This is a genomic window from Bradyrhizobium septentrionale (genome assembly GCF_011516645.4).
Classification (GTDB): domain Bacteria; phylum Pseudomonadota; class Alphaproteobacteria; order Rhizobiales; family Xanthobacteraceae; genus Bradyrhizobium; species Bradyrhizobium septentrionale.
The window spans coordinates 5,392,178-5,412,374 of sequence record NZ_CP088285.1 but is presented as its reverse complement, the minus strand read 5'-3'; the positions used below and the strand labels follow the sequence as shown (position 1 = coordinate 5,412,374).

The window sequence follows — 20,197 nt, the reverse complement described above, 5'->3', positions numbered from 1 at the left end:
CGCCTGAATTGGCGATCTCGCTCAGCTGCCGCTCGCTGGAAGGCCGTGCAGATTGTCTAGAGTCCTCGGCCTCTTCGCTGGCCTCAACTCAGCTGTGTCATGCTCATCGTTGATGAGGACCTCCTCGCTTGGCAGGAAGTTGCTCCTCGCAAGTGCACCCCTCAACTTGTCCGAGGAGTGCTGGCGGTCGGGCTCTCCGGGATCCGGTGCCTGGTCGTGGCGCGCGGCTGGCTCGAGAGATGACGACGGGCCGGGTTCGTCCATCAGTCCCAAAAGCAAATCCTGATCGCGGCCTTCCGCGGGAAGCTCCTCTGGCCGACTGCCAGTTTCCTGCGACGCGCTGTGCTGCGCAGCGGCGGCGTCGACGCGCCTCGGATCCATCAGTACCGCGTCTTCGGGATTGATGGGGCCACGTTCTGGGGGTGAGGATTCAGCTTAGCGCGTCGTGAGATCGGCACTCCGCCCGTCGACCGGAAGGTCCGGAGATGGTCGATTGCCTGAAGGAGTCTCTTTGGATTACCCTGTCCGGTGAACTCGAGCACCTCACCGCCATCGGCCAGCGACTTATTGTCGAACCGAGCAAGAATGCTCGGTTTTTCTTTTGCGAAAAGCCAACGGCTAAAGCTAAGAGGAGAACTTACGTACTGCTTGGCGACGGGTTTGGTGAACCCGCCCTTGATGAGGGCCTTCTCAAGCCCCAAAATAATGGGAGCATCCTCGGAATGAAGACGCCGCTTGTCGTGCCGTATCGCAATCCCAGTTGACTGAGCCGGTTGCGGCGCCGAGGACGACGGCCGGGTTCGTCCATCAGCCCCAAAAGCAAATCCTGATCATGGCCTTCCGCTGGAAGCAACTCCTCTGGCCAACTGCCAGCTTTCTGGGTCGCACTGTGCTGCGCAGCGGCGTCGCCGACCTGCCTCGACTCCTTCAGGGCCGCGTCTTCGGGATCAATATGGCGCTCGAGTTCCATCGCCTTAGCGCCGGCCGACGATTTCCGGAGATGAGCCAGTGCGGCACCGATCCCCCGGTTACCACCGGCGTCCTTCTTATAGCTCTTGACCTCTCCATCCAACGCCTTGCCTGAAAGCCGACCAGCAATGCCCTTCTTGTTGTTTTCATGCAGGTAGTCACTGAAACTGCGAAGAGCAGTTGCATCCCTCGTGCCGGTATCTGCCGCTACTTCGTTTTTGTACTCTTTGATGAGTGCCGCGTCCTGGGGATGAGGATTTAGCTCAGCGCGGCCTGCGATCGGAACGACTCCGCCCGTCGACTGCGAGGTTCGGAGATGAACTATTGCCGTAAGAAGTTTCCAGGGATTACCCTTTCCGATGAACTCGCGCGCATCTTCAGTCAGTGGCTCTTCGTCGTCAAGCCGAGCAAAAATGGCCTTTTTGTTATTTGCGAAGAGCCAGTGGCCAAAGCTGAGAAGAGTACGTACATAGTCCTTGGCGGTGCCTTCGGCGGCCCCGCCCTTGATGAGGGCCTTCTCAAGCCCCAAAACAAGGGGAGCATCCTGGGAATAAAGAGGGCCAAGACAGCATGGTGCATGTGCCTGCGCGCTTCGCCGTCAACAGCCGATAGACCGAAGATTCAGAGACAAAATACTGCTTCTCATCGGTGAGGCGTACGGCCGGCTTTCGCGGCGAGGACTATCTCCAGCCAACATCTTGACAGGATGCGCTGAACGCGCGAGTCAAAATCGAAACGCAACTAACTTTTGGTGCCTTACAATTCAGTATTAATCTTGAGACCCTATTGCATCGGCAATGTCGTCATCGACCAGCTCATGCAGTGGAACTTCAAAGCTTGAACGGCCTCAGCTCGGCTGATGGCGACGATCGACGAATCGCGGGCTTGGATAAAAGCAAAGCAAGCCTTCCGCCCTAACCGCATCCATCAGTTCGGTGGTAGCGCCTCCGGAATCTACTGCGCCTCACTCGCGTCGGCAAAGACCTCATCGCGGATCACGCGCAACGTCACTTGATGAAGATAGGCCTGCAGGGCCTGGTCAAGCTCGGAGAACTCCGGCCACAGAACTTGATCGAGGATCCGGTTGCGTGCGCGAACCATGACCGTGTTGCGCCGCTGTCGATAATAGCGATAGGGCTTCATGCCATAACGCCGGCACAAGGAGAAACAGATGGCGCGACCATTGATCCGGCATTAAGAACCGCATCTCAATTTGAGGGATCTTGCCGACCAAGTTGCGTCAAAACGCTCCTTCACACGTTTCAGCGCCGCTTCCGCCGCGAGCCCGCTCTCCGGCCCTTTCGGCACCCGCGAAAAGAGCCTCGATCTTCGGCAACTTCTCGCGCGCGCGCCCGCGGGTCAGGGGCGAAGGGCCGCGAGGTCACGATCCCGAGCTGGGAAACGGCCGCGCATGAGGAACGGCTCGGTCGCTGGGCGATGAACTGATGCTGGGACTTCATGGCTGCGGATCTGTCCGCGCTCGACCTTCTGGTGGTCCAAATCGACGGGTTGCATCCCGGCGACGATCTCGTGCTGGTGGCCGCGACCGGGGTCAGGGCCGCGTCTATCCGCCCACTTCCAAAGCCATAATCACTGTGTGCTAGAATTAGTAGGTTCGCTGTTCTCAGTTCTCAGCTAAGTAAGTAGAGCCGTTTTGGAAGAAACCTGTCCTGAACATAAGGCCAGAAGGACCTGAAAAGTGCAATTGACGGTGCTACGCAAGTCAGGAACTCGCAGAAAATGGAGAACAAGCATGGCAAACTTACGCCAGGACGACAAGTCTACACCAGGGACAGATGATGCAGCTCGCCGTGCCGGCGAGCGGGCTGCCGAGCAGACCAGCCGTACCGGACAAGCTGCAGCTGATCAGACTGCGCATGTCGGGCAAGGTGCCGCTCAAGCCGGAGAAGAAACGGCCCGATCAACTTCCAACTTTCTTAAGCAGAACGTTGAGACGGTGCAGAACGCATGGCGGATCGGCCTGGAAGCGACGACCTTAGCCGTGGGACGCTCTACCGAGCAACTTGGTCGCACGCTCGGGGTCTCAGGAGAAGGGGTGCAACAGGCAAAAGACGCAACGGAACGGTCGGCGCGCAACGTGCAAAAGATCCTTCACACCAGTAATGCTGCTGCCAAAGTGATGAATGGAATTTCTCAAGAGTACAGCCAGATGGTTCGGCATCAAGTCGGGAAGAACATGGACTACATCAGCGAGCTGTGGACCTGCCGGACCCCTCAGGAATTTGTAGCCGCACAAAGTGATATTGTGCGGAAGTCTGTGGAAATTGCTCTGGAAGGTAGCCGTCGGATCGCCGACCTGTCGCTCAAAGTGGCCGACGAAACCGGAAAGCAGATCAAGTGAAGTATGGAAGAAGTCCGGCACTCCGCCTAATGGGCATACAGGTTCGGCTGGAAAACGAGCGCTGCTTGTCGGTTACTCTTGCCGCCTTGGGAGTGAGACTTTTGAGAAAACCAAGGCTACCGCTGTAAACGCAATGTCGAGTTAATGCCAGTCTCTGAATTGGCAGCGCCCCTTGGATTCTCCGTTACGCACCAACGCTCATTAGAGCGACTTGTCATGATCGTTCCGTCGTGGGCCGCGTGGGATGCGGCGCCCTGAATGCCGGGCTAACAGAAGGTCGTGCTTTCGATTTATCTCTTGGAGGTCGGCAGCCTTGAATGGCGTAAGCCGTCGCGTCGGTTTCATCCTGCTCGGCGCGATAGAGCTCTTGCCTGTCCCTCTGACTTGATCCGGTCGCCCCCCAGAGTAGGTAGGAGCCCGATCCAATGTTGATGCTGTACCGTCAAACGTCGGTAGCCTTTTGGGCTGGACTCCGTGGAGCATCAGGATCTGACGATGTCTGAAAGACTGCCAACTTGCGCGCCGAAGTTAAGAAACGCATTGCCCAGATCGAAAGTATGACACTAGTCCAGATTCAACGGGTCATGATGGATTGTGTGTCCGAGCGGTCTGCTGGCAGGATGACGACATGTGAGCGCAATACGTTGCGCCGAGCACTGAACAAACGGGTCAGCATTCTCAGACGAGACCTTGTCGCGTAAGAGTTCGCGAGCCTGCACGCAAAGCGCCGACGCCGAACTGGGGAAGCCGGGCGAGCTACGAGAGAAATCGTGAGAGAGCTAAAGCGCAGTGTGAGGCCGCGATCCGGAACCGGTTCGCCAAGCTTGCACGCCTAAAGAAAGAACTCGCGCGATGGAATTAGGGGTACGCCGCTCGCGTCAAGGGACAAGAGAAGAAGTCGCATGTTCAGACAACCACCCTTCCGTTCCTATTCAACCGCAGCTCGCATCTGTATTGGCATTGCGGTCTAAGCGCCGTCCTGCTGGTCTGGACAATAATGACGCACGTCGTGCGGCAAGGCTGGCCAGTTGGTGTATCCGCGCTGGCATAATCAACGATGCAGATACGAGCTGAGGAAGCCCGGGTGAATGCAACCCGCCCGCACTGACCACTTATTCAAATTTTCAACCCGTGAGGCGGGGCTCTGAACGTTTCCAAGCAACCGGATAATGAGTCCGTTCTGCTAACGGTCAAAGCCTTGGCTCACGAAATAGGAGTGAGCCATGACGCGCCGTATCACCTGCATTACCAAGCTGCCTAACCATCAAGACCGCCATCGGCGTATTCAAGCAGTCGGTGGTTCAGCATGGCGAGATTCGGAAGAAACAGCCATTGCAAACGTCAAACACGACAAAAGCGCTTACGATGCTACTGAGCAGGGCAAGACAGTCAAGGTGATCGTCAAAAAACACGATGGTCGCGAGTACCTAAAGACCGAGAGTAATCATTTTCTTCCCGACAATCTTCTGAGTCTTCCGGATTGCTCGTGACCGGCATGTCGTATTGTCCGTCGTCAGATGATTTGAAACTGATCACGCGTTTCGAGAAGGGAGGCTCTGGCTCATCAGGGGGTAGAGTTTGAGCAGCCTGCAGTTGATGCTGCAAGCGGCGGTTTGCGATGCTGTCGCGCTTGATGCGTTTTCGCTCTGCGAGGATCGCCCCGGCTTGAGCGCCACCCGTTCGTCCAGCCGGTCGCGGCGCTGCGCCGGGACTGGATCCGGGTCCGGGGTCGGCCGGTCGCCGGAGGAGTTGGGGCGGTGAGGCGGCCGGACAGACGCTGAACCCGCGGGAGGCCGCGGTACTGGCCGGGCTCCTGGCCGCCGACCGCGAGGTGACGGCGCTCGAGATCGGCCGCGACTCCGGCCTTTACCCCAACGGCAATTCGCGGACATCGGCCGAGCTCGGCTCGTCATGATCCGGCCGCTCCTGATCGCCGGCGCCGTGGCGCAGTGCGGCCGCAAACCCCTTCGCTTCGAAATCACGGAACGCGGTCGGATCGCGATCGCGCTCTTCAAGGCCATCGCCAACAGAAAGGTTCGACATGACGCTCACGCTTGAGGAGAAAATGAACGGCGCCGAGACGCGGGCGCGGCAGCAGACGGCGGAGAAGCACTTCTTCGACCAAGCCCAGCCGTTCTTCCCGCTCGGATTCTCGATCGGTTACCGCAACCCCGGCCATTGGGACATCGACGCGAAGCAGTGCCCCGGCTACGCGTCGGCATGGCAAGCCGCGCATCCCGAAGGGTCTACCAGCGCCAACGACGGCGATCGCGAACGGGCATTCAGCATCCGCGGCGCGCCCGGGAATGTCGTTGTCTGCGACGAGCGCTGGAATCCGAACCGGCCTCAGCCTTGTGAGATGAACTTCCGCAGCGTGATAGCCGCGATGGCGTGGATCTGCGAAGAACTCATGCAGGAGCCGGGCACATGAACAATCCGCTCCTCTGGGCCGGCGTCGCCCTTCTAGTCATCGCCGCATTCTGCCTCGCCAAGACGTGGTTGCAGCCAGCTGGCATCTTGGCGACCGTCGGCGCTGTGCTCATCGTCATCGTGGTCCTGACGGTTGGCATTCCGGCATTGGGCGGCGCTGTCGGGTACGCCTTCACGACCATTTTCGAGATGAAGGGGGACCAGGACCACGACTAAACGCGGCATCAACGTCACGCCGGGATATTTCTTGCATCGCCCCACCACTAAACCGCTGCCGAATTGGCTTTTCTACACGCTGGTCTGGTTGATCATTCCGCCGGCATTCGCCGTAGTGATTGTGTGGACGTCGGTGACGTGCCATGAGCGAGGCGCGCCATGAAGGACATCACGTCGCTGCGCGATATCGACCCAAAGGCAATCGCCGACGCGTTGCGCGCGCCGTCGCCGTACCGACGCTGATCCTCGAGCTCACACCGCGGGAGCGATGGCCGTGCATGGTTCAATACTATTGGCGTGGCACGGTTTACGTGCCACGCGATGTGTTCCGATTCGAGCCTGATCAAATTGGGCCGTCGGATTGCGTCTGGATCGTTCCGGGAACGACGCCATGATGGTGAGGCGCTCCTACTCAGGGCCATCCTTCCGCCAACGCCCCGCACCTTCCGCGTGCGGATGCTTGCGGCCGGTTTCAGGCACGCCACCCGCGCCGCGGAGAACGCACGAAAGCGCTCCATGCGGTTGCGCAATCGTGCGGCGGCCTCAGATGAAGTTCCCGCCGGTCGGCACCGTCGCGAACCGCGGCCGCTCATTGGCACGGCTGGCGAAACCGTATGATTGACATGGGAGAGTTGCCTGGCGACCGAAGCGTCCAGGTCTTGGGCCCGCGAATATCTGGCTGCACGGGCATCGCAGGGAAAATGAACTTGATCTAAAAGGCCCGCGCATCCGCGCGGGAGAAGCACGCGCAGCAGAAACAGAACTATACCGGCGAACCGCATTTCGTTCACCTCGAGGAAGTCGCCGGCATCGTGGAACGCGCCGGCCTTTCGGAGACCGCGATCGCGGCAGCTTGGCTGCATGACACCGTCGAGGACACCGACGCCATTCTACCTGAGGTCTGCGCGAAGTTCGGCTCCGCCGTCGCCTTGATGGTGCTCGACCTGACCGATACCCCACCAACACCGGGCATGAACCGTGAGCGGCGGAAGCGCGCCGACCGGCTTCGACTCGAGCTCGCCGGACCTGAGACCCAGGGCATCAAGTGCGCGGATCTGATCAGCAACACGTCGACGATATCGAAGCACAACCTAGGCTTTGCGAAGACCTATCTGCCGGAAAAACGCGCCACCCTGGAGATCCTGACGAAGGCGCCGGCGCCGCTCCGGCAGCAGGCGTGGGCATCGTTGTGCGCGGCCGAGGCGCAGCTTCCGGTGAAACCAACCCCTGTGACGCAGGCCGAGCGGGATATCTTGAACAACGCGACAATCCCTCCGGCACCAGAAGCCGACGCATGGGACCACAAGCGTAAAGGAACAACCTGATGTGGCTCCACACCGTGGTCGCGTGGAGCGCCCAGACCAAAAACCCCTACTCGTCGTTGAACGAGTTCGAAGGCGTCGAAGAGCGTCACGAGTCGTGGTTCTGCCGGTCGAAGTCGCCCAACGACGGATTGCGGCTGCTCCAGGAATACTCGGAGGCCTTCAGACTGGGTGAATCAAACACCGCGTCTCCCGGTCCACGGCCGAGCGTCCTACCATTGAACGAAGTCAGGAAGAGTGGTCGCAGGCAGCGGCTTCGAACCGCCCTATCCCGGCTTATGAGACCGAGACCCTACCCGAGAGGCCCTGCGAAATGGATGCGATCGAACGGCACGCGGAGAATCTGAGGGAAGCTGTCCGCAGGCGGTATGCTGACTGGTGCCAAGATCAGGAGATGTTCTTCAAGCGTTACCCGGGCGTGACAATCGAACTTCCCGCCGGCCGTCGGTCGCCAGCAGAAGAACTGCGAGCTGTGGCCGCAACTGTCATGGAGAGATCCGGGTTGGATGGACAGAGCATCGACGGTTCAGGTATCTTCTCAATCGGCGTCTATGATGGCCCGGGGGGCGCGATTTGAACGCGCGCGGCGTCAGCCGACCACCGCTTCAAAGGCGGGTACCCTGACCAGGCTCGGTCACCCCCGAATTGATGGCGCTCCCTACGGGAGTTGAACCCGTTTCCTCACCTTGAAAGGGTGATATCCTGCCGGTAGACGAAGGGAACGAGGATGTTTCAGAACGAGATCGAGACCGTAACCGGTGAGTTGCTCATCGAGGCCAATCGAGCTTTTATCGAACGGCGCGGACAAATGAGCCCTGTTGAAGCGATTGTGGCGGGTCTGCACGGCAAATACTCCGTAAACCACATTCTCGCAGCGACATACCGTCTGCAGGCGCTAGCCCGCTTGACGAGCCAACAAGATATGAAGGGTCTGCAGCAACGGCTACATGGAAGGGATCATCAGCTTGTCAATGAGGCCGCTTTCCATGCCGCGGCGCAGTGCACACTTGTGATGCCGCGAGCGCCGATCAGTTGTCGTTTGACAAGGATGAATTTGTGGAGTTGGCGATGCGCTTCGCGGATCCAGACGGTTTTGCATAGGATGGCGCGGGCTGCCGGATTCGAACCCTATGACGGCTCCTCGAGCATGAACATCGAGAATAAATTCGTCTTGTTCATTGCCACGCGAATTGCGGTCGAAAAGTGCATGGCCGAACGAATAAAGGATGAGAAGCTGCTAGTGTCCTGAGTCACAAGTTCGCAATCGTAGATTCGCAGTAGATTCGCGTCGCCGTGCCAAGGATGGAGGCTGCAGCAGCGACGGAGGATCTGATGGCGGTCCAGCAACTTGCGCCCTGACATTGAGCGATGAAGAGCGTGCCGAACTGAAGTCGCTGACGATGCGGCGGAAGACAGCGCAGGCGCTGGCTCTGAGAGCCCGGATCGTGCTGACCTGCGCGGAGGGCGGTCAGAACAAGGAAGTCGCGGCCAAGCTGGGCCTGGACCGATCGACGGTAGGCAAGTGGCGGCGGCGTTTTGTGGAGCGGCGCGTGGACGGGCTGCATGACAAGCCGCGCTCCGGGGCGCCACGTACGGTTGACGATGCCCGCATCGAAGCCGTGATCGTGAGGACGTTGGAGAGTTGCCCTGAGAACGCCACCCATTGGAGTTCTCGCGACATGGCGAAGGCCAGCGGCCTATCAGTGTCGACGGTGCAACGCATCTGGCGGGCCTTCGGGCTCCAGCCGCACCGAATGGAGACGTTCAAGCTCTCGACCGATCCAAACTTCGTGCCCAAAGTGCGCGACGTTGTGGGCCTCTACGTCTCGCCACCGGAGCACGCCATCGTTCTATGTGTGGATGAGAAGTCCCAAATCCAGGCGCTGGACCGCAGTCAGCCGATGCTGCCGATGCGTCCCGGCCAGCCGGCCCGAAGAAGCCATGACTACACGAGGCATGGCACCACATCGCTGTTCGCCGCCCTCGATATTGCTAGCGGACGGGTCATCGGCAAGTGCATGGACGCCACCGCACCGCCGAGTTCCGCAAGTTCCTCGACGAGATCGAAGCTGCCGTGCCGCGTGAACTGGACGTCCATCTCGTCATGGACAATTACGCCGCGCACAAGACCCCCTTGATCCGAAAATGGCTGGCTAAACGGCCGCGTTGGCACGTGCACCTGACCCCGACCAGTTCGTCATGGCTCAACCAGGTCGAGCGCTTCTTCGCGCTCCTCACCGATAAGAAGATCAGGCGCGGCATCTATCGCAGCATCGCCGCTCTCAGGGCTGACATCACTTCGTTCATCGACCGACACAACGCCGATCCAACACCGTTCCGATGGACTAAGTCCGCCGATGACATCCTTGCTTCCATCGAACGCTTCTGCCGGTACAATGCCCCGGCAAAACACGACCCGATGTCGCGAACTTCTGGTTCAGGACACTAGCTGGCAATCATCAACTTAATCGGCCTCTGAGCCGAAGACGGCACGTCTCAGAGGTTCGATCGGCGATAGCGCCCTAACCCGCTCACCCGACGATGACGGGCCGCGCCTCGGCGCTGGTCGATCGGAGCCCAGGTTCGATGATAAGGGCGGGCATTCTAAATGCCCGCTCCGGGTGCATCCCAATGGACGTGCCGATGTCAGCCCCTCGCCAAGCGCTCTTTGGCTGCTCTAGGTGCGGCTATACTGGTTAAGCGGACGAAGGCGATATGCTGACGGCGATGGCGCCGACGACCGCGAAAACTGTCTGCCAGGTGGTGAAGCTATCGCCATCTGTTCTGAGGCGGGGCTCATCCCCGCGCGACAGGCGCCCGACGTGTCCGGGCGTGGGCCGCAATCACCGCGCAGGCGAAGACAAAGCGGCGGCACGCTTCCGCGTAAGCCGACCCCTTTGCGGGTTGCTGGCGTCAGGCCTGCGCCGGATCAAGGATCAGCGCCAAGGGCAGCGGGGCGGTGCCCGCCAGACAGGAGTCAGGTTGTCAGGGCTGCGCGGCTCTCAGCCGGAACATCGTTGCCGTTACGGTGCGGTATGGCTGATCGGCTAGAATGGATTGTGAATCGATGTACGGTTAAGGAGGCCGGCGTGGCGGCGTTCACAGGACGCGATCTGCATCTGGTGAAAAAAAGCGTTCGCGATCGCGGTGCTGCGATCGAGCGTCAGCCTGGGCCGTTTCAGTCGGCTTCCGATCAAAGTGACATGAAGACGTTGCTCGATCATATGATCGAGAACGACGCCGAGTTGGCGTTTACGCGCACGTGGCAAGGATCGCCGTGACCGAGGAGCCCGACTGAAGGGGGCCGATCACCAATGCGGAGCAGTCCATCGAGCCTCTGGGCGCGAATGAGGAAGCAAAAGTCCTCGCATTTTAAATCGCCGTTCAAGGAAACGGTAGTGAAGCGATCGATTACGATGTGATGGCTGCCGCCTATCGGGCTGACAATGAGCACAACGCTTGGAACACGCTATACGAAAGGTGCGCCATTCTCGCCTTATTCGGCGCTTGCCTATACCCAACGATCGAGACGATGGCAATCGACAGGATCGAACGAGGCAGCGCATCGCTCTGTGCTCACTCCGGCCATCATCGTGCCATCAACGTGTGGTCATTGCGATCGCTGCCGATCGACACTCAAGAAGCCATCAACGTCACAACTTGGATGCTGAAGAACCTCGCGGCCTTTAGAGCGTCGCTCCATCCTCTCATACATACTCTCAGCCCCCCTGCTTCACGAAGCGCGATTGAAAAAACGGTGGGGTTTATGCGTCGGCCAATCTCTGCGACAAGGCACCGAGTCGCTTGAAGGCACAGCCGTCGACTGGCTTGCAAAACGAAATAGGAGGCATCGGGTTGCGAATAGATTTTCCGCGTATCAATCGGTCTAAGGCTGTCTTCGATGATATTTATGCTTCGGATGATCCCAGGGCATATTTCACCGTGCTGGGAGACCTGGATTACATGATCCCGGACGTGGCTGAGCCGGTTGTGCGCCAGATTCTCGCGGCGAACGTAACGGCAACTGGCGTTAAGCCGACCGTGCTTGACATTGGCTGTTCATACGGCATCAACGCTGCGGTGCATCGGTTTCCATTGACGTTCGGGGGCTTGCGTCATCGCTACGCTCGGCGCGAGATGAGGGCAATCAGCTCTGAGACACTGGTGCGTCTTGATCGCAGTTTCTATGCGTCTTGGCCCGATGTCGGACTGGCGCGATTTATCGGTCTCGATGTATCGGCACCGGCGATCAGCTATGCAACAGGTGTCGGTCTCCTTGAGCAGGGTATTGTCGCTGATCTTGAAAAGGAGACGCTATCGACGGACAGCGCGCTTATCATCCGCCCCACTGACGTTATCATGTCGACGGGGTGCATCGGCTACGTTACCGAGAAGACGTTCAGCAAAATTCTCGACGCGACAGAGAAGCGTCCATGGATTATCTCATTCGTGCTACGAATGTTCCCATTTGATTCTCTGGCTGCAACGCTCGCGAAGCGTGGCCTTGTAACGGAACGTCTTACCGGCGCGACATTTATCCAACGTCGCTTTCGCGATGCTGAAGAGTTTGAAAGTTGTTTGGCCACCTTGGCGGCTCTTGGCGTCGATACTACCGGTCTTGAATCGGAAGGGCTGCTTCACGCCGATTTGCTCTTGTCCCGCCCTGAGATAGATGCGCGCGCCACCCCTCTGGAAAACATTGTCACCGTCGCCAGCGGCAGGGGTCGGCCTATCGGGCCCCGTTATGTGCATATTGGAGGCAACGCGGGCTTGCAGGTTGCGTTGGAGCCGTGACGGGTTCCTTTTCCGAGGATAGCTGTGGGTGTGCCCCGGGGAACTGTGCACCGAAGTGGATCATGCCTGACTTCCGGAATGATTCCTTTCTGTCAGGTCGGTAGTCTTACAGAGAAGCCTTGGCTATGACGACTTCACCGACTGCAAATCCATGTGTTGCCGTGCCGTACGTCGAGATCGACGCTGCGTCAGATTTCTAGGATCGAGTGCGGCGTGTTGCCGTTTCCAACGTATCGCTCGAAGTGCGGCAAGCTTCATTGATCGCGCTCGTAGGGTGGCTCGGGACCTGACAAGACCACGCTATTGACCATCAATCGTCCGTCGATCCTGACGTCGGAGACGTCAGGATCGACGGAGTGCCTGTAAGCGAAACAAAACCGCGAACGCTAACGGCCGGCTTTGTCCCGTAGAGCGGTGGATCGGACCATTCCGGCGTCCCCGGTTCAGACCAACCTTACCGACGTGATAGCTGCTGGACAGGCTAGTGATATTAAGCTGAGACCACCAAAGAGGGCGGATATTGTGTGTTGGAGGGGTCGCCACACTTGGTCCGCCGAACCTCAGATAGTCGTACTCGAATTTGACGGACCATTCTGGCGTGAGCGCTTGCTCGATGCCTGCGCCGATTGTGCCACCGAAACGACTGTCATCGAAATGTGTGGCATTCTGTGGCGCCTCGCCAGGTTCGTTGTTATTGACGATATCGCCGCGATTGTGCTGCCATGCCACGCCTAGCCTGAGATAGGCTAGTGTGCGGCCGTTGCGGGCCAAAGGCATAACCCAGCCGACCGGTCCCGGTCGCAAAGACGTCTGGACCTGCTTTGCAGTTTGCGCTCACGATGATGCCGGAGACGGCAAGACAGGTGTTTGTACCCTCGGAGATTGCGCCACTGCTATCCAATTCGAGGCCAAAAACCCAGCGCTCCCTCTGCCAATTGTAGCCAATCTGACTTCCGGCCACGAACAGAGGGGTGTCGACTACGTCACCGAAAATCAAGGGGCCATAGGGGTCAGTGAACGATGTCCGGCCGTAGCCCCCGCCGAAGGACCCTCCTATGTATCCGCCGGTCCACCTCCATAGAGCCGGCGGCGCCTTCACTGTGACTCCGAGATCGGCCGAATGAGCGGCGCCGCTTGCAACGAGCGAGGCTGTTGCGGCTACAAAACAAAGAAGTTTATATCGCATATCACCTCAAGAGGCGCGCGCCACTCGCAACTAAAGCGAATGATCCGACTTAGCTGGCGCCGCTTCACGGTGTGTGCACGACGTGTGCCAGCGGCCGCAATGCGCATTGCCTGCGCTTTTTTTTCGATCGCACTGCCGTATTGGCGGCAAGACAGGTAGATTTGGGCCAGCCCGCAACCTCTACCCATCAAAACCGATGTCGCATTTACGACAACTCGCTGGATCAGGATGAGTTCAAAGGTAGAGCGCCAGACTTCCACTCTGGAAACTTCGGTTCAAATCCGAACGTCCGCACCAGTCACTTCATAGTGCGCGCAAGAACGGTGCAGGATGGTCGCCCTCGGCGATGTTGATTTCGATCTGCAACGAGCTACAAATTTACCAGAACACGCTCGACAAGACGCTTTATATGTATGTCCGGAAGTCCGATGGGCTCCCGGCTGATGCGACACCGGGAAACTGGAAGCTCGTGGCTACGAAGCAAGACGTTTCCGCAGCAGCGATCGAGCAATCAACGCGAAGGCTTTTATTTGTCCGTCCGGAAGTCTGCCAGGCCTTCGACTGGACGCGGCGCCAAATAGAACCGCGCGCGAGCCCACGTTCGTCGCCGCAGATCGGCCAACATCAAGTCATGAATTTTGATGGTGTGGAACGGCCCTTCGAACCGGCATCAAAAGTGCCTAACGTGGTCGCTTCGAGAGGCGCCACAAGGGAAGGACCGTTCCAATGGAGAAGATTATCACAGTAGGTTTGGATTTGGCTAAGTCGATCTTCCAAGTGCACGGGATCGGCAACGACGGGAGAGTATTGGTTCGCCGCATGTTGCGACGATCGCAGGTGCTGCCATTCTTTCGAGCGCTCTCCTCTTGCCTGGTCGGCATGGAGGCTTGTGCGAGTGCACATCATTGGGCGCGCGAAATCGCGGCCCTGGGGCATTCGGTCCGCATGATGCCACCGGCCTATGTGAAGCCTTATGTCAAACGAAATAAGACCGACATGGCTGATGCAGAAGCCATTTGTGAGGCTGTCACCCGTCCGACGATGCGGTTCGTACCGATGAAGACTGCCGAACAACAAGCCGCCGGTATGATTCTGCGGGCGCGAGAGCTGCTGATCAGACAGCGGAGCCAGACTGCCAATGCTCTGCGCGCTCACATGGCCGAGTTGGGTATTATTGCGGGGACGGGCATGGCAAGCATCGCGAAACTTCTGGGATTGCTCCGGGAGGGGGAAGACGACAGGATCCCCGCCACCGCCCGCTTTGCCCTGATCCATTTCGCTGAACAGATTGAGCTACTTACAAACCGCATAGAGAAGCTCGATAGAGAGATTTTGGTTGCCGTCAGAAAGGATCCCGATGCGAGGCGTCTGATGAGCATTCCCGGTGTTGGTCCTCTCATCGCCGCTACCGTTCGGACATCGGTCTTGGATGCTCGTGGCTTTGCCACTGCACGAGATTTTGCGGCTTGGATGGGTCTGACGCCGAGGGCACAATCGAGCGGTGGGAAAGAAAGGCTCGGCGCGATATCGAAGCGGGGAAATCGGCAACTACGGACGCTCTTAATCGTCGGTGCAACTTCTATCATCAAGCTTGCCAAACGAGGCTTGAAAGTCCCGCTCTGGGTTCGGACCATGCTGCAACGCCGGCCGGTCAAGGTCGTATCAGTGGCGTTAGCCAACAAGATTGCGCGCACCATCTGGGCGTTGCTAGTCAAGGGCGGCATCTATCAGGCACCGGCCGCAATGCTGAAATCTTAATCTTAAGAGCTCATCGGCGGAAAAGGAAAGCCGCCGAGGAGGCAGGGTGCAATCTGGATGAACACTGAATGACGACATTCCCGGTAGCAATCAGACCGCCTGACTCACTGCGCTTCGAGCGCGCAAAATTGATTGGGCGATTGCTTCCGCGGACATCATCGTGGCCAGCGGCCAGGTGCCGCGTTACAGGCCGAACATATGACCGCACCGCCATTCCTTGTTCAATCAGAGAAAGACCTTGCAGCCCGGGCCGTTCCACATATGAGTCAGACTCTCAGACTGATCTGCATTCTTCACGGACGACGGCTTAGGCCCCCGACTTAGCCGGCGGCCCTCATCTTACCCCGTGGAAGCTTCAACCCGAGAAGCTTGAACACGTGAGCGCTGATCTTCTCTTGCGCCTCGCGTCACTCAGTCGAGCGCAGCATGGCTAGCTCGCCGATATAGCACCCGCTGATGCCGGGCACGGCGTGGCCTAGCAGGATGCTGGAGAGGATGTCCGGCACCCCCAACGCGGTCGTCAGCGATTTGTAGGTGTGCCGGAGTGCGTGCCCTGCGGTTGGCAGTCCAGAGCGCTGCGGAGCCTGCCTAAAGCCCGGGAAAACGAGGTCCGGTACAGTGACCTCACCATGGCGCGGACACTCTTCCACGCCGAAACACATTATGGCGTTTTCTGGATACCGAAGGTATCTTGGCGTTGGACCCTCCGCCTATTCTGTAGCCCGGCGCGATCGAAGGCGGGCGCTCTTGTGAAGATGCGCTCCGCGATAGGCAGATCTTCGGTGCTGTCGATTTCGTACCACCTGAGACCGTCGCAGCGCGACGCTGCAATCCGTAAGCCTCGTCTTTCCACCAGGCTGGCAAGGAGCGCCTCTGTGTAGGCCTGCGTAGCTCCAGATCCGATGAGATCATCTAGCGCTGGGACGATCGTTGCTCTCAGCGTCGTCGCTGACAATCGTAGCAGGTTCATCGTCTTGAAACGTCTTGGGCCATCCGCGAAGGTTAGCTGCGGTCTGTTTCATGCGGAAACTCGTGATGACGCCGCTATCCGACAACAAGACCGCCGAACCTTCCATCGATTCATTGAAGGGAGCAACTGCAGCCACGTCGGTTGCTTGGCTCATCATTAGGTAGCGCAACGCATCCTCTTCAAAGAAGACGTCACCCTTCGACAATGAAGCAGTCTCCGGAAAAAAGCGCGTCGCGCGCCAGCCAAAGAGAATAGGCGCTGCCGGTGCGGTCGAACCCGGACGATTCGACAGAGTTGATTTCGAGCTCGCCAAAGCGGCTGCCGCAGGCATATTGAATAGCGTCCTTGCGGTAGCCCATACAATTGTGACTTCTTCCACGCCACCGCTTCCAAGTTTCGCAGCGCGTTATGGAGTATCGGCGTTTCATTGACCTCGACAAGCGGCTTGGGCCGCAGATCGGTCAGCGGCCGCAAACGGGAGCCGAAGCCCGCGGCCAGAATGACGGCTTTCTTCGGAGCATCGGTGGTCATTTCATTCCCCTTCGTCGTTGTTTGATATCGCGTCCTCACTCCCAAGCGTAAACGACACGGATCGTCACCGCGATTTCGGTAGTTAATCTGGTCCCGGCAGAGCTCCTGTGAGGGGATGGGCAACTCCCTCAGACCGAGGGGTCTTGGCGGCAGTCCTCGCCGCAGCGGCGCCCGACGATGTGAACAAGACTGTCCGCTGAGCCAACCCCACGCGCTCTCCAAAGGTCCCACAATGTCGGTTGTTCTGCTGCTGTGTGGGGTCTACGGGCTTCGTGAAAAGCGGATCTACATCTTCGGAAGCGCGGATCATCGTCCGCGTTGGGGTTTCTCCGAGAGAGAAATGCGCTCGTGACCCTTCGTCGGTGACTGGATGGTCGTTGAGGTGGGGAGATCGGCCGAGATATTGCGGCAATGGGCAGATCGGCCGCGTATGAGCTGTCGCGGCAGTCGATGGTATGCCCAATTTCAGGAGTGAAAACCTGCGACTTGCTGATAAGCGCGCTTGAGCATGATGGCAAGGCAGCCAGTTGCATGGCGGTGGTCCTTCGAGAATGAGTATGTTAGAGAAGCTATTGCCTTAAGTCAGCAGGGCGAAGATAGCGCGCTTCTGCACTTGCGAATTCGTCGTTCCTCAAGACCTCGTCGAGTGTCGCGATATCGGGCTCAATGCTGACAGTGTTCCCCTCAGCTGCGGCCGCAGACCTGCCGCATTGCCGCTCGCATGGAATGGTTGGCCCAGATCACCGTCGCGATGCGTGCTTTACAATAAGCAGAGACCGATGTTCGATAGTATTTCGTTGGAACGATCACGACCGGCAACCTGTTCTGGCAGGCGTGCGTGAACGCAAGGATCTCGTCTGCGGCGCTCTTTGCGAGTGAATGAGGATCGCATTGGCTCCCGCATCCACGCAAGCGTGAGTGCGCAAAACGGCTTCTTCCATTTCATGCCCGACAATCAACGCTTCGATGCGGGCAACAAGCACCAAATCGTCCGCGACCGTATCCTTCACGGCACGCAAGCGGGCGGCTGGAGAATTCGTCGATATCGGCGAGGGGATGCCGCTCGCCAATAAGCGAGTTCGTCTTCGGGAAATAGCTGTCTTCCAGCGCAATCCCGGCAGCGCCACGCTGACGGAGTGTGCGTGCCAATAGACGAGCATTGTTGAAGTGCCCGAAGCCGCCATCCCCGACAACAAGCACAGGAAGCTCGTTCTACGTCGGCGAGTTGGCTCCAGGACGCTTCATTGGCGTCGCGGCAGCCCAACGAGCAGGCAATTGACAGGCCCGACGCCCAGAGACCCTTGAACTCACGCGCTTGGCGATTGCGGCGGAGAGGCCGTCATGCGCTTCCATGAGGAACGAGACTTCGCTGCTGGAGCAGACCTGAGCACGCAGCATTTCAGTGAGTAAGGAATCAGCGCGCGGACCGGAGCCACTCGCGGGAACAGATTGCTGTGATTGGTCTTGCATGCCGATTCCTTGTTCGTGCGTTTGGTCGGCCGATATTCAGCGGCGGAAGGTGACATGTTTCTGTCATCAAGATCAATTACGCGGGTTGGTAGTTGACTGTGCCGCAAAATTGTTGCGTCTCGCACCGGACGAGCAGGATTCGTAGGTAAGCCAAGCAATCACATGATGTCCGATCGTTGAAGGACGCACTGTAACCCATGCGCCAACCGAGTTCCTTTCTGTATTTTGTATTCTGCGCGGTTGTGAGACTACCTGACGCGCTAAGGGTTCAGTTCGTTCGCATTTTGTAGCGCTCAAGTGTGCGTTTGGCGTTTCAGAGTACACCCGCGCGGACTCGCGATCAGGACTCGGTCGCGTTGCACGGAAATTATCTAATCGATCGTGTCGCGTTCCTGTCTAACTCCGTTCAGCTCGCGGATCATGAGCGTGGGGAGGGCGTGCGAGACGGATCCGAAGTCCTTGTCTCTCTTGTTGAAACGAATTCGAGGGTCCTTCCGGCCACGATGCCCGTGCCGTCCCTTGATCGAGGTGTGAGGCTGATAGTGCTCGGCACAGCGTGGTCTCCGATCCGGGGCTCCAGCGCCTGACGTTCGAGGTTATTGCCGGGCGCCTTCGATTCAACCAAGCGCGGGATGGGACCTTTTGGGAGGACACAGCCGATGTCGCCATCGCAGTCTGCAAGCGCCGAACCATCCCCGACCTTCGGCCATCTTGAGCGACCGGCATCTCCTGGGTTCAGCACCGCTTCGAGGCACCTGGATCTGCCCGCCCAGTTGTCATGCCCCGCGGTTGAGATACAGGCCAGCGTGCCAACGGAGGACTTCCCGCGTGCGCAAGACTTCACGCATATCGTCGGCTTGGCATGGGACCATGGTTGCCAATCAGCCTCCGATGTCCTGATCGGTGTACTGAGCAGAAAAGGCCTCCTGCCGACGTCACCGCTCCAGTCGCGAACACATTTTTACATCCATGGTCGGCCTTACACGACGAAGCTGGGGCAAGGAACAAGGCACCCGACCCCAAATAATCCGGCAGGACTTGATATTACGCTCATCCCTGGATCTAGCTTCGAATCCCACGAGCCCGCAGCAGTGGGCATCGAAGGCTTCGCGGGAGATATGCGAAAAACATCGTCATCGACCAAGGCTGCGACGTCTGCGATGCCGACGAAGGGTGCCAAAGGCTGTGGGCTGTGGTCATGTTTCAAGTCAGGGATTGGCAAAAGTCGTCGCGAAAGCTCGTCCGGCCCTCTGGATCAGCCGGATGAACAGGCCTCCGGATCGGGCGTCCCAGTGCAGCGTCCGCTGGCGCTCCGCCGCACGCAGTGGCTGGGTGACGAGCATATCACGGCGGATTACACACTCCTGGAGCGGGAATTGCAGAGGGACAATCCGGATCTGGCCGCCCACACCCGGTTTCTGCGGCCCGCGGAAGCTCATCTGCTGCGCTTGACCGATGACGCGAACGTCGTGCAGGAAACCTTGCTGGCGATCGTCAATGACGAGCATGGTAACGATACCGCCAACTTCCTGTTCGTGCCAGTGAACAATGGCGGTGTCAGTAGCAGCGACGGTACGCATTGGACGCTGCTGCTCGTTGATCGCCGCGAGCCGGAAGGGATCGTTGCCTATCACTACGACTCCTTGCCGAAGCGTTCTCACGCTGACCGGGCAAGAGAACTCGCAGTCAGGCTGGGCGCTCGCCTCGAGACCGCGCGCATGAACCGGCAGGAGAACAATTGTGATTGCGGCGTCTTTGTGGTGGACGGCACACGGACGCTGGCGAGACGATTGGCGGAAGGGCAGCGGCCTGATGACGAGCCGCTTCACCTCGACAACCTCGTCGCCGATCGGCAGGCACTCCAGGATCGACTGAGCGGTCGTGCGCATTCGCGACGGCGAACTCGGTAATGCGCTTGGTCTGCTGGCGCGTCGCTTGCCGGCACCAGAACCTTGGTTGGGTACCAGGACGCGTGAACGACGTGGGTCGGCTCGCTCACGACCCCGCGCTCGCCGGATCGTGGGTGCCGGGCTGTGATCGACCAGCCAATCGGACGCTTCGACACCGAGCGACGGGCTTAAAAGCGAACCTGTCAGCGCTGTCGATCTGCCCGAACGGTGGATCGACACCGTGACTGCCGCTGGCCCATGAAGAACATCGTGCGGTATGTGGATCAAGCGCGTACCGCA

Annotated in this window: 17 protein-coding genes, 3 tRNA genes and 5 pseudogenes; 14 read left to right on the top strand and 11 right to left on the bottom strand. The window is 58.9% G+C overall.

The window, feature by feature from the left end:
* Nucleotides 1-637: 637 nt before the first annotated feature.
* A complete protein-coding gene (locus HAP48_RS27595; RefSeq protein ID WP_175612288.1) occupies nt 638-1,498 on the bottom strand; it encodes a hypothetical protein in 861 nt (286 codons plus the stop codon).
* Nucleotides 1,499-1,923: 425 nt separating this feature from the next.
* The gene (locus HAP48_RS27590) at nt 1,924-2,112 is read right to left on the bottom strand and encodes a hypothetical protein (protein ID WP_224497163.1); all 189 of its coding nucleotides are present in this window, start codon (nt 2,110-2,112) and stop codon (nt 1,924-1,926) included.
* A 204-nt stretch (nt 2,113-2,316) separates the two neighbouring features.
* Between HAP48_RS27590 and HAP48_RS27585 the strand changes: the two are divergent.
* The 3 genes and pseudogenes from HAP48_RS27585 to HAP48_RS27575 all read left to right on the top strand — a co-directional run.
* Nucleotides 2,317-2,523 (top strand): annotated as a pseudogene (locus HAP48_RS27585) (IS256 family transposase); the annotation flags it as partial.
* 199 nt (nt 2,524-2,722) lie between these two features.
* Complete coding sequence (locus HAP48_RS27580; RefSeq protein ID WP_165128261.1) at nt 2,723-3,331, top strand: phasin family protein; 609 nt, start codon at nt 2,723-2,725, stop codon at nt 3,329-3,331.
* Between the two features lie 1,223 nt (nt 3,332-4,554).
* Nucleotides 4,555-4,821, top strand: coding sequence for a DUF3892 domain-containing protein (locus tag HAP48_RS27575; RefSeq protein WP_084518808.1), 267 nt, complete (start codon nt 4,555-4,557; stop codon nt 4,819-4,821).
* Nucleotides 4,822-5,197: 376 nt separating this feature from the next.
* On the opposite strand, the gene HAP48_RS27570 is transcribed toward HAP48_RS27575, so the two are convergent.
* Nucleotides 5,198-5,374: a hypothetical protein gene (locus HAP48_RS27570; RefSeq protein ID WP_166208614.1), complete on the bottom strand. Its 177-nt coding sequence runs from the start codon at nt 5,372-5,374 to the stop codon at nt 5,198-5,200.
* 22 nt (nt 5,375-5,396) lie between these two features.
* Here HAP48_RS27570 and HAP48_RS27565 point away from each other — a divergent pair, with 22 nt between their 5' ends.
* From HAP48_RS27565 to HAP48_RS27555, 3 genes and pseudogenes are all read left to right on the top strand, one after another.
* A complete protein-coding gene (locus HAP48_RS27565) occupies nt 5,397-5,762 on the top strand; it encodes a hypothetical protein (RefSeq protein ID WP_165128257.1) in 366 nt (121 codons plus the stop codon).
* Nucleotides 5,759-5,977, top strand: a complete 219-nt coding sequence (locus HAP48_RS27560) for a hypothetical protein (RefSeq protein WP_029084918.1) — start codon at nt 5,759-5,761, stop codon at nt 5,975-5,977. The genes HAP48_RS27565 and HAP48_RS27560 overlap by 4 nt, the downstream gene beginning before the upstream one ends.
* Before the next feature lie 731 nt (nt 5,978-6,708).
* Nucleotides 6,709-7,302 (top strand): annotated as a pseudogene (locus HAP48_RS27555) (HD domain-containing protein); the annotation flags it as partial.
* 158 nt (nt 7,303-7,460) lie between these two features.
* On the opposite strand, the gene HAP48_RS27550 reads toward HAP48_RS27555, so the two are convergent.
* Nucleotides 7,461-7,532, bottom strand: a tRNA-His gene (locus HAP48_RS27550).
* Nucleotides 7,533-7,612: 80 nt separating this feature from the next.
* Between HAP48_RS27550 and HAP48_RS27545 the strand changes: the two genes are divergently transcribed.
* Nucleotides 7,613-7,876 (top strand): hypothetical protein, encoded by a 264-nt coding sequence (locus HAP48_RS27545; RefSeq protein WP_029084917.1) that lies wholly within the window; start codon nt 7,613-7,615, stop codon nt 7,874-7,876.
* Here the strand turns inward: HAP48_RS27545 and HAP48_RS27540 are convergent.
* Both HAP48_RS27540 and HAP48_RS27535 read right to left on the bottom strand, forming a co-directional pair.
* Nucleotides 7,855-7,943: transfer RNA gene (locus tag HAP48_RS27540), tRNA-Gln, on the bottom strand. The two genes, HAP48_RS27545 and HAP48_RS27540, sit on opposite strands and share 22 nt — an antisense overlap.
* Before the next feature lie 5 nt (nt 7,944-7,948).
* Nucleotides 7,949-8,022, bottom strand: a tRNA-Glu gene (locus HAP48_RS27535).
* Nucleotides 8,023-8,026: 4 nt separating this feature from the next.
* Here HAP48_RS27535 and HAP48_RS27530 point away from each other — a divergent pair.
* The 4 genes and pseudogenes from HAP48_RS27530 to HAP48_RS27510 all read left to right on the top strand — a co-directional run bounded on the left by HAP48_RS27530 (nt 8,027) and on the right by HAP48_RS27510 (nt 12,093).
* The gene (locus tag HAP48_RS27530; protein ID WP_165128253.1) at nt 8,027-8,548 is read left to right on the top strand and encodes a hypothetical protein; all 522 of its coding nucleotides are present in this window, start codon (nt 8,027-8,029) and stop codon (nt 8,546-8,548) included.
* A gap of 151 nt (nt 8,549-8,699) precedes the next feature.
* Nucleotides 8,700-9,748, top strand: a pseudogene (locus HAP48_RS27525) (IS630 family transposase).
* A gap of 640 nt (nt 9,749-10,388) precedes the next feature.
* Nucleotides 10,389-10,580, top strand: coding sequence for a hypothetical protein (locus tag HAP48_RS27520; RefSeq protein WP_224496635.1), 192 nt, complete (start codon nt 10,389-10,391; stop codon nt 10,578-10,580).
* Nucleotides 10,581-11,160: 580 nt separating this feature from the next.
* Nucleotides 11,161-12,093 carry a class I SAM-dependent methyltransferase gene (locus HAP48_RS27510; protein WP_165129335.1) on the top strand — a complete coding sequence of 311 codons (933 nt, stop codon included), beginning with the start codon at nt 11,161-11,163 and terminating at the stop codon, nt 12,091-12,093.
* A 342-nt stretch (nt 12,094-12,435) separates the two neighbouring features.
* Here HAP48_RS27510 and HAP48_RS27505 read toward each other — a convergent pair whose 3' ends face one another.
* A complete protein-coding gene (locus tag HAP48_RS27505) occupies nt 12,436-12,870 on the bottom strand; it encodes an outer membrane protein (protein ID WP_234583698.1) in 435 nt (144 codons plus the stop codon).
* A gap of 755 nt (nt 12,871-13,625) precedes the next feature.
* Between HAP48_RS27505 and HAP48_RS27500 the strand changes: the two genes are divergently transcribed.
* Entirely contained in the window at nt 13,626-14,027 is a 402-nt protein-coding gene (locus tag HAP48_RS27500; RefSeq protein WP_166208617.1) for a hypothetical protein, read from the top strand.
* A complete protein-coding gene (locus tag HAP48_RS27495) occupies nt 14,006-15,037 on the top strand; it encodes an IS110 family RNA-guided transposase (protein WP_166208621.1) in 1,032 nt (343 codons plus the stop codon). Before HAP48_RS27500 ends, HAP48_RS27495 begins: the two co-directional genes overlap by 22 nt.
* A 908-nt stretch (nt 15,038-15,945) precedes the next feature.
* On the opposite strand, the gene HAP48_RS50965 is transcribed toward HAP48_RS27495, so the two are convergent.
* The 4 genes and pseudogenes from HAP48_RS50965 to HAP48_RS27485 all read right to left on the bottom strand — a co-directional run bounded on the left by HAP48_RS50965 (nt 15,946) and on the right by HAP48_RS27485 (nt 17,936).
* Nucleotides 15,946-16,212, bottom strand: a complete 267-nt coding sequence (locus tag HAP48_RS50965; RefSeq protein WP_420869922.1) for a hypothetical protein — start codon at nt 16,210-16,212, stop codon at nt 15,946-15,948.
* Entirely contained in the window at nt 16,199-16,366 is a 168-nt protein-coding gene (locus tag HAP48_RS50960) for a glycosyltransferase family protein (protein ID WP_420869921.1), read from the bottom strand. Before HAP48_RS50960 ends, HAP48_RS50965 begins: the two co-directional genes overlap by 14 nt.
* 22 nt (nt 16,367-16,388) lie before the next feature.
* Nucleotides 16,389-16,538, bottom strand: a pseudogene (locus tag HAP48_RS50955) (sugar phosphate nucleotidyltransferase); the annotation flags it as partial.
* A 569-nt stretch (nt 16,539-17,107) separates the two neighbouring features.
* Nucleotides 17,108-17,936 (bottom strand): annotated as a pseudogene (locus HAP48_RS27485) (isocitrate lyase/phosphoenolpyruvate mutase family protein).
* A gap of 1,163 nt (nt 17,937-19,099) precedes the next feature.
* Between HAP48_RS27485 and HAP48_RS27480 the strand changes: the two are divergent.
* Nucleotides 19,100-19,918, top strand: coding sequence for a hypothetical protein (locus HAP48_RS27480; RefSeq protein WP_165128251.1), 819 nt, complete (start codon nt 19,100-19,102; stop codon nt 19,916-19,918).
* Nucleotides 19,919-20,197 lie beyond the last annotated feature (279 nt).